The organism is Anaplasma phagocytophilum, assembly GCF_023476575.1.
Classification (GTDB): Bacteria; Pseudomonadota; Alphaproteobacteria; order Rickettsiales; family Anaplasmataceae; genus Anaplasma; species Anaplasma phagocytophilum_A.
In genome coordinates this window covers 1-9,102 of record NZ_JAHLEX010000047.1, presented here as the reverse complement: position 1 = coordinate 9,102, position 9,102 = coordinate 1, and the positions used below count along the sequence as shown (strand labels likewise).

The following is a 9,102-nucleotide window of genomic DNA, read 5'->3' as shown; positions in this document are numbered from 1 at the left end:
TATATTATCTTTAAAATGCATTATATACAGCGACAAGTTACGTTTTGGGAATTTACTGTAGTACTCTTTAATATTTGTTAATTGAAAAACGGATACTGGTATAAAGATCACTTATTAGTGTGCTTCTGTAATATACTGTGCTTTTCAAAGGGTATTCTCTTGTATACGGGGGAGAGGGATTTTAGAGCTTTATTTTTTTTGACCCAGCCCGCGTAATGCATGCGTATATCCTATAACCACAGCTTAGGAAAAGTATAGATGATACTTGTTATGTTGGATTAAATACGCATTATGCGAAGCATGTCAAAGCGCTCTAAGCGTGTTGCTGCAATAATAAGGTATTGAAAAACGCAGATTCCCCTTCACAAAATATGGATAGTCATGTATATGGAACGATGCTCAAGTTATAACGCTGTTACTACCCATCACGCTCATAAACTGGGGATTTGCACATGGAAACACGAAAGTTTTAAATTCTATGAAAACAGTGCAAATAAATGCTCACCTAAGGGAAATAAGTGGCAACAAAAGCGCTAAAAATGCCCATGAACTTATGTAGAGCTTTAGCTTATTATTAAAATCTTTAGTATAGATATGATTGCTATCTTGAGTGTTCTGGCTCCTATAAGGAAGGTTTTTTGCTGATGAGGTAGAAAAAACCGCAAGGACGGTATCTGGATCAAGGCAGAGAGAATTTAGCTTTTGATCTTGTTGGAGTACGAGCTATAGTGACGTTTCAGATTCCCCAGGGTACTCTGATAGAGTGTAGTTGTAAAAAGAAACATCAGTCATACCTGAATACAAGGTATACACAATGTAGGAAAATGTCAGGAATATATACCTTTTTCGGTTATAACTAAGTCCAACTTTTGGTCGTGCTCGCAAACTGGAAGATTTGCACAGAGCTGTAAGTCATATGCAATGCCAATGCACTTGCATTGACCTCTCCTTTTTAAATGTTCTATCGTATAATCGTAGTATCCACCGCCAAATCCGAGTCTATATAGACGTCTATCAAATGCTACGAGGGGTATCAAAAGAATATTGGGTTTGAGCTCCTCGCCCAATTCATTAATACCGCTGAACCATCTTCTAAATGTGAGCATTCTAGAATCTTTTTTCACTTCAGGTACAAGAACAACAGACGTTTTGCTTATAAAATTCATCAAAGGCAGAACATCTATTTCGCCGTCAATTGGAATATACCCTGAGACTATGTCGTTGTTCCTAAAACTTAATATTCTGATGCTATTTTGCAATAACATTTGCGCAGCAGCATCAACAGTAATAACTTCTTTTCTCAATTTTCTATATTCCTTTCGGAGCTGCACCTTTTCTTCTAAGTGATCCATAGAATAAAAGTTAAGTTATTTCCAACTATTTATCCTACACCACTTGTTAGGATTGTCACTGATTTCTAATAAGCTACCACAGCATCATTACTAATATATATGCTAAAGGAATAGTTCATATTATGCGAGCTAACCAGAGAACTCCTCTTTCTATGTTATTGTTCTGTGCTACTTCTTCTAATTTTTTTTGTACAGAGGAATTTAGTGGTATACATAGTTGCTGTATAATAAACATACATCTTATAAGCGAAACTGAGAACAATCCTATCAGAAGTAACATTCAATATCCTATTAATCACATTCTAAATCCCCTAGTATAGAGGAGTAAATTGCGTGCATTGTGCTTAAGATATATATTAGAGAAGTGTGAACTAAACTTAGAACGGCTCTTATCGAGAGTTAATGGTATACGCTTGCGCCAAAGTTATATCTTAGATGCCTTTTTCTTGTTATAGCCAACGTGTAAAAAAGGATCAAATTTCTTTGATTCTTCTTCTGCATCATCTTTTTTTAACATCTCATACAACATTACGAGCAAGGGGCTCAGAGGATCATGCAAGGAAAGAGTAACAACTGTTTTATTGCTATAATCCTCTAATAAATGCTTTTTCTGGGTTATTTCTTCCTCAGTGATCATGTCGCATTTATTAAGTACTATCACCTCACGCTTTTCAGATAGCTCTTTACTATATATAGCCAACTCGCGTGATACCAATTTATACGAGCTTACTATATCTTCAGTAGAGCAATCTATGAGATGCAAGAGCAAAGAGCATCTTTCTATGTGCTTTAAAAACTTATGCCCTAGACCGGCACCTTCATTAGCATTTTCTATCAATCCAGGAATATCAGCGAAAATAAGGTCATACTCGTTGATTCTAGCGACACCCAGATGCGGCTCCAAGGTAGTGAAGGGATAATCGGCAACTTTCGTTTTAGACATAGTGCATCTAGAGAGCAAACTCGATTTCCCTGCATTTGGCATTCCTATTATCCCTATGTCAGAGAGCACTTTCATCTGCAAGAAAACAGGAAACTCTTCTTCTATAGCACCTAAAGTATAGTATACAGGAGCCCTGTTAGTAGAACTCTTGTACTGCGCGTTTCCCATTCCGCCTTTCCCTCCAGAGGCAACAACATACCTTTGCCCAGCAGTAGAAAGATCAGCAATTAAACTCCCGCCAGGGCTATCAAATACCTGAGTTCCAAGAGGGACTTTTACAACAAGATCGCGGCCTGAAGCTCCAGATTTCTTTTTTCCGGAGCCATTTTTACCATTTTCAGCACGCAAGTGCTGATGATAGCGAAAAAAAAGCAGAGTATTAACAGCGCCACTAGCCTCTAAGACTACAGAACCGCCATCCCCCCCATTGCCACCATCCGGGCCGCCAAACTCAATATATTTTTCTCTACGGAAACTTACGCAGCCATGTCCACCATTGCCGCCCTTAACAAAAACCTTGGCTTCGTCAATAAAACTCATAAAGCTAATGTCGTCCTAACTTAACGGCACGAAGTACGGCAGTACCACATAGATCTTCTTCAATTCTTAACAATTCATTGTATTTAGCCATACGTTCAGACCGAGACATAGAACCAGTCTTAATTTGACCACAGTTCAGAGCTACAGCAATATGAGCAATAAACGGATCTTCTGTATCACCAGATCTGTGAGAAACAATGGAATTAAAGTTAGACATAGAAGCAAGCCTAATAGCTTCTATCGTTTCTGACAGAGTACCAATCTGATTAGGCTTAATAAGTACGGCATTTGCAAGACCCCTCTCAGAAAAGTCCTTAATCAAGCGAGGATTAGTGACAAACAGATCATCGCCAACTAATTGCACTTTCTTACCCAAGCGCACAGTCAATTCTTCCCACCCATCAAGATCATCTTCAGCAATGCCATCTTCCATAGAGACTATAGGGTACTTTTTTACAAGCTCTTCATAGTACGACACCATCTCTGCACTACTCATGCTTGAGCCAGAAAATCTGTAAATTTTGCCGTCATAGAATGTAGAAGCAGCAACATCCAGAGCAAGAGCAAAATCTATAGAGGGTTTATAGCCAGCCTTTTCAATAGCCTCCAGCAGTATACAGAATACTCTATCATTACTCTCAAGATTAGGCGCAAAACCACCTTCATCGCCAGTATTCGTACTAAGCTTATTACTTTTTAATATTTCTTTGAGCGATAAGAACACCTCAGCGCACATTCTAAGAGCATCGGAAAAAGTAGAGGCTCCTATAGGCATGATCATAAATTCTTGAAAATCCAGTCCATTATCTGCATGCAAGCCACCGTTTATGACGTTTACTAATGGCACCGGCATCTCTCTGGAGGTAACCCCACCTAAATACCTGTAAAGTGGAATTCTAAGATTAGCAGCTGCTGCTTTAGCTGTAGCAACGGAGACAGCAAGCGTCGCATTCGCACCGAGCTTGGACTTGCTATCTGTTCCATCAAGCTCTATCAAGAGATCATCTAAAGCTTTTTGGTTAAAGGGATCCATGTTTAGCAATCGCGGTGCTATTATAGAGTTAACATTCTCAATAGCCTTCGTTACGCCATGCCCCCCATACTTACTCATATCCTTGTCGCGGAGCTCTAAGGCCTCATTTTTCCCTACTGAAGCGCCTGAAGGAACCGAGACAACCCCGAGGGCTCCATCCGATAATGATACAACTGCTTCAACAGTAGGACGCCCCCTGCTATCAAGTATCTGACGAGCAGAGACACCGTTTATTTTGGCAACAGACCTGGAATATAGCACACGCAACTCTCGATATACTGAGTGGGTGTCAGTGTAAACAATATTTCCCAAAAAGTAAAGATATCGTGCAGCCGCCAGTTTTTGTACTTGTACGTAAATCCTCTCATTGCATAAGAGGAATTCTACGTTTCTAGAAGATGATTACTCTACATTCAGTGATGGTAATATTGCCGCTAAATCTCGAATACCCACTACTGTGTTTATGAACATATTTATTTAGGTTAACTAACAGATATGACATTCTCATCGTAAAAGTAACTGTATCCTTTACCAGTTCTCACAGTTTAGCTATCTATAATCTATGCTGAGATAATCCTGGTGTGTGAGTAGGGGGAATTTCATTTAGCATAAGCAGGAATATCTATCAAGTCATAGTGCGGCAAAGTATGCTATATATTACAGAGATTTATGTTGCAGCACAATGCGCACCATGCGGGCTGCATTAAGTACGCTAGAATTTTATTGACACCTCCATTTATGTAAAGCAGAATCTAGGTGTTTGTGATATGTCGATCTGGAGCTCTGTGTATGTTCGCCGTGGTTGAAACTGGTGGTAAACAATATAAAGTCAAGGAACAAGACGTCATCAAGGTAGAGCTGTTGAAGGCGGAAATTGGTGAGAAGGTTCCGCTTAGGAGCCTTGCTACATTCAGTGATGGCAGTGTGAGCTTCTCGTCTAGCTCTGGGTCTGTTTCTGCTGAAGTTGTGGCTCACTATCGCTCTGATAAGATTATAGTGTTTAAAAAGCGGCGTCGTAAGAATTATAGGCGGAAGAATGGGCATAGACAAAGTATGACCGTTTTGCGTATAGTAGAGGTGAGGTAGGCTGTGGCTACTAAAAAATCTGGTGGTAGTTCTTGTAATGGTAGGGACTCGAGAGGTAGAAGGCTTGGAGTTAAGAAGTTTGGTAGTGAATTGGTGGTACCTGGGAATATCATTATAAGGCAGCGCGGTACAAGATATCATCCGGGAAAGAATGTGGGAATGGGTCGAGATCACACTATATTTTCCAAGGTCGCTGGAGTTGTGTTCTTTAGACGTAAGGCAGAAGGCAGGGTTTTTGTGGATGTGCTTCAAAATAGCGTGTCTTCGTTATCGTAGTCAGGGTCTGTAGCTCAGTGGTTAGAGCGCACGCCTGATAAGCGTGAGGTCGGAGGTTCGACTCTTCCCAGGCCCACCATCTGCTCTTGTAATTTAGACGCATTTGGTGATTTGCTCTTTGTAGTTACAAGCAGGTAATGTGTTTTAAGGAAAAAAAAGATATTACCGCGACTGCTAGTATTTTTTAATCTGTGTTAACATGGAAAGAGATATGTACCTTTAGAAAAGACGGACTAATATAGATAATACTCAGAGTTGAGGATGTCTGTCGGGAGTTATGAGTATCCGCGATAGGTGCTTGGATAGTAATAAAATAAAACATTAATTCGCTTCGGATTTTTCAAACGAAAGTAATTATGTGGCATGGATTTATTTGCCAAAATGTTATATTATGAAAAAGTGATAGTACATTACTCTTAGATGTAATCTAAAACTGGAGATGGTACGTCTATATACATTTATTTCTATAAAATGGGAAATCCACATATACAGAAGGTGCAGTTGTTGGAGTAAATAGCATGTTATTAGATGGTGAAGTAGTGGATATCTTTGGCTTTTTCCGGAGTGTGATAGAAGAGAGAATTCGGGCTACATGGGAAGGAGACTGCATTCCTGAGTCATTATTTAAAAGGATTATAGTTGGCCCTCCGGCACAGCATAAACATGGGGATTTATATACAAATGCAGCACTAATTCTTGGAAAATTTGATAAGAAAAATCCCATGGATCTGGCAAGTACTTTATGCAACGCATTTGAAAACATAGAAGGTATAGAAAGTATAAATGTTGTTGCTCCAGGATTCATAAACTTTCACTGTGTAAACAGCGTCTGGCATGGTGTTGTAAGGAATATAAACAAGCTGGGCAAAGAATATGGACGTGCAAATTTAGGCCATAATAAAAAAGTTAATATAGAATTCGTTTCAGCGAATCCTACAGGGCCTCTACATATAGGTCATGCTAGGGGTGCAGTTTTTGGTGATGTTTTGTCTAATCTCCTTAAGTGGGTAGGTTATAATGTCACAAAAGAGTATTACGTAAATGATGCCGGGTCTCAAATAAAGACGTTAGTCTCTTCGGTTTTTCTTAGATATAAAGAAGCATTGGGGGAAAAAATCACCGTAGGTGCAGGTTTATATCCCGGTGAATATCTAAAGCCCATAGCGCATGATTTGGTTGAGAAATACGGCTCCGATCTACTAAACGCTAGTGATAAAGATGAGATAATTAGGAGTTTTACTCTTAACAGGATGCTTAACTTAATCAAAGAAGATTTAGCTCTTTTGGGAGTTGAACATGATGTATTTGTTTTAGAAAGTGACTTACAGAACTGTAATGTTATCGAGGAATGTGTAAAGTACCTGAGTGAGCGCGGTATTATATATGAGGGAGTGCTCGAAAGACCTAAGAGGGAAGATGAGTCAAGCGAATGGCAGCCTCGTATGCAGATGCTGTTTAAGTCGACGGAATTTGGAGATGATTCCGATAGAGCTTTGCAAAAGGAAGATGGTACTTGGTCGTATTTTGCCAGTGATATTGCATACCATTTTCACAAGATTTCCCGAGGATTTGACTCCATGATAATGACATTGGGGTTCGATCATAAAGGCTATGTTTCGCGACTTAAGGCTGCAGTTGCAGCTTTAAGTAACGGCAAGGCATCTATAGATATTAAGCTTTATAATTTGGTAAATTTCTTAGAGAATGGCACGCCTGTCAAAATGTCGAAAAGAAAAGGGGAGTTCTTAACAGTTCGAGATGTAATTGATGAAGTGGGGAGAGATGTTGCTAGATTCATGATGCTTACACGCCGGAATGACGTGGTACTAGATTTTGATTTTGCCAAAGCTCGAGAAGAATCAAAAGATAGCCAGATATTCTATATCCAATATGCGTACGCTAGAATACGTTCTATAGTGCGGCGTTGTCCTGAGTTATTAGCAATAGAGAAAATAGATTTTTCGTGTGTAATTACAGGGCAAGAACTTTCTTTACTAAGGCTATTGTCAAGATGGCCAAGCGTAATCAAAACGGCAGCTGAGAATTATGAGCCTCATACAATAGCATTTTACCTTATAGAAGTAGCGGAGGAGTTTCATGCACTTTGGGGTTGTGGTAACAGTGATCCTAGTATGAGATTCATAGTAGAGGGTGATCTACATACCACTTCGTCGCGTATTTATATAGCAATAGCTGTATCCCATGTTATAGCAGCTGGCCTGGATATTTTTTCTATCACACCTGTAGAAGAAATGAGGTAGTAGGTATTAAATACAAGGTTTGTCGTGTTCGTCCTACCAGTCTTGACTCTACAGCTTTCAGTATAAACACATGTGGTAGCATTCTCGTTCATATTACTACTATCTACTATATAAATAGCACATAATATATATTATGGAAAATAAAAAATGGAAAGTTCATGAGATTAATTTTGAGATTAATTTATTGTAACAGGTAATTTGTTAATTCAGGAAGAGCCAGAGATGACGATGTTGTCGAACATTAATGTCGGAGAGTTCACTGATCGGTGAAAAGTCAAATCGTTTGCTACTTGTGCACTTGAAAACATATCGAGTAAATTACCAGCTACAGTAATTCCATGAACTGGATAGGTTATATATCCATTCTCGATCATATAACCAAAAGCCCCTTGACTATAATCTCCTGTAGCAAAATTTATTCCAAATCCGAAAAGATCTGTGATATATAAACCTCTCTTAATATCTGACATTAATTCTTGCACTGTAGTATCTGATCTCTGTATGTAAAAATTACTTACGCCAGGGGAAACATATGCATTCTCTTTCCTTACAGCATGACCAGTTGTGGATAATGTCAGTTGTTTCGCTGTTCTCATATCTAAAATCCAACTCTTGAGAACGCCTCTTTCTACTATGTTACGCTTTGTAGACAATATACCCTCACCATCAAAGGGGCGCGATGATATACCTGATAACATGAGAGGATCGTCTACAATATAGATATTACTACCAAAAACATTAGTTTCTAATTTATCGAGGAGAAAAGACGTTTTATCAGCAATAGAGGCCCCATTAATAGCTGAAGCAAAATTGGATAATAATGAAGATGCCGCCCTATTTTCAAATAAAACTGGCATTTTACATGTTTGAAGCTCGCGAGCATTCAGCTTTCGCAGAGCCCTATTAGCAGCTTCCCTCCCTAAAACTCTCGGCTTTTCTAAATTACTAAATTTACTCTTCACCGCAAAGCTATAGTCTACCTCCATCTTCATATCATTCGATGCTGCTATTACAGATATAGATGAAGAAAAATATGTTTTCTTATACGAACCACAAAACCCCCTCGTTGTCATTAGCGCAGTCTCCATCAACGATCTCGAGAAACTTGCTCCTTCAGAATTTACTATTCTAGAATCCACTGACAGGGCTTCGCCTTCCATTTCCCGGAGAATGTCACATATAGTATCCATCTCAATAACAGAATCATCGAAGATCATAAGATCCGAAGCAGTATTAGTATATGTTCCTTTTTGATCACTTATAGAGATAAACGGATCCTCAGGAGATAAGTATGCCATCCTTATAGCAGCATCTACTAGCTCCTCAGACCTATCTAAATCATCCGAAGAAATACATGAATACTTCTTGCCCACAATTACACGTATTCCAACATGACGTCCGCTGCTCGCAGTCATTTCTTCGAGCCTCATCATACGCTGGGTAACAGAGGTAGTCTCGTGCTGAGTTAATACAACTTCCCCCTCAACTCCACGAGACTTTATAAGTTTAATTATATCTTCTGCTATATTCAAGGCACTCAAAACACACCTCTACTTAGACATTTTTATTCTCAAGAAGAATTCATTGCGTAAATCACAACGCTCTTCAAAA

General features: G+C 39.1%; 7 protein-coding genes and 1 tRNA gene. 4 read left to right on the top strand and 4 right to left on the bottom strand.

Features of this window, described 5'->3' with window-relative positions; all coding sequences use genetic code 11:
- Positions 1-827 precede the first annotated feature (827 nt).
- The 3 genes from KPX09_RS03135 to eno all read right to left on the bottom strand — a co-directional run bounded on the left by KPX09_RS03135 (position 828) and on the right by eno (position 4,129).
- Positions 828-1,352: a 5-formyltetrahydrofolate cyclo-ligase gene (locus KPX09_RS03135; protein WP_249548954.1), complete on the bottom strand. Its 525-nt coding sequence runs from the start codon at positions 1,350-1,352 to the stop codon at positions 828-830.
- 424 nt (positions 1,353-1,776) lie between these two features.
- Positions 1,777-2,835, bottom strand: coding sequence for an Obg family GTPase CgtA (gene cgtA / locus KPX09_RS03130; protein WP_249548953.1), 1,059 nt, complete (start codon positions 2,833-2,835; stop codon positions 1,777-1,779).
- 4 nt (positions 2,836-2,839) lie between these two features.
- Positions 2,840-4,129 carry a phosphopyruvate hydratase gene (eno, locus tag KPX09_RS03125; RefSeq protein ID WP_249548952.1) on the bottom strand — a complete coding sequence of 430 codons (1,290 nt, stop codon included), beginning with the start codon at positions 4,127-4,129 and terminating at the stop codon, positions 2,840-2,842.
- Positions 4,130-4,657: 528 nt separating this feature from the next.
- Here eno and rplU point away from each other — a divergent pair.
- From rplU to argS, 4 genes are all read left to right on the top strand, one after another.
- A complete protein-coding gene (rplU, locus tag KPX09_RS03120) occupies positions 4,658-4,954 on the top strand; it encodes a 50S ribosomal protein L21 (protein ID WP_249548951.1) in 297 nt (98 codons plus the stop codon).
- A 3-nt stretch (positions 4,955-4,957) separates the two neighbouring features.
- On the top strand, positions 4,958-5,230 hold the full coding sequence (rpmA, locus tag KPX09_RS03115; protein WP_249548950.1) for a 50S ribosomal protein L27: 273 nt from the start codon (positions 4,958-4,960) through the stop codon (positions 5,228-5,230).
- A gap of 3 nt (positions 5,231-5,233) precedes the next feature.
- Positions 5,234-5,309: transfer RNA gene (locus tag KPX09_RS03110), tRNA-Ile, on the top strand.
- Between the two features lie 439 nt (positions 5,310-5,748).
- Entirely contained in the window at positions 5,749-7,491 is a 1,743-nt protein-coding gene (argS, locus tag KPX09_RS03105) for an arginine--tRNA ligase (protein WP_249548949.1), read from the top strand.
- 206 nt (positions 7,492-7,697) lie between these two features.
- Here argS and KPX09_RS03100 read toward each other — a convergent pair whose 3' ends face one another.
- Positions 7,698-9,032 carry a TldD/PmbA family protein gene (locus KPX09_RS03100; RefSeq protein WP_249548948.1) on the bottom strand — a complete coding sequence of 445 codons (1,335 nt, stop codon included), beginning with the start codon at positions 9,030-9,032 and terminating at the stop codon, positions 7,698-7,700.
- Positions 9,033-9,102 lie beyond the last annotated feature (70 nt).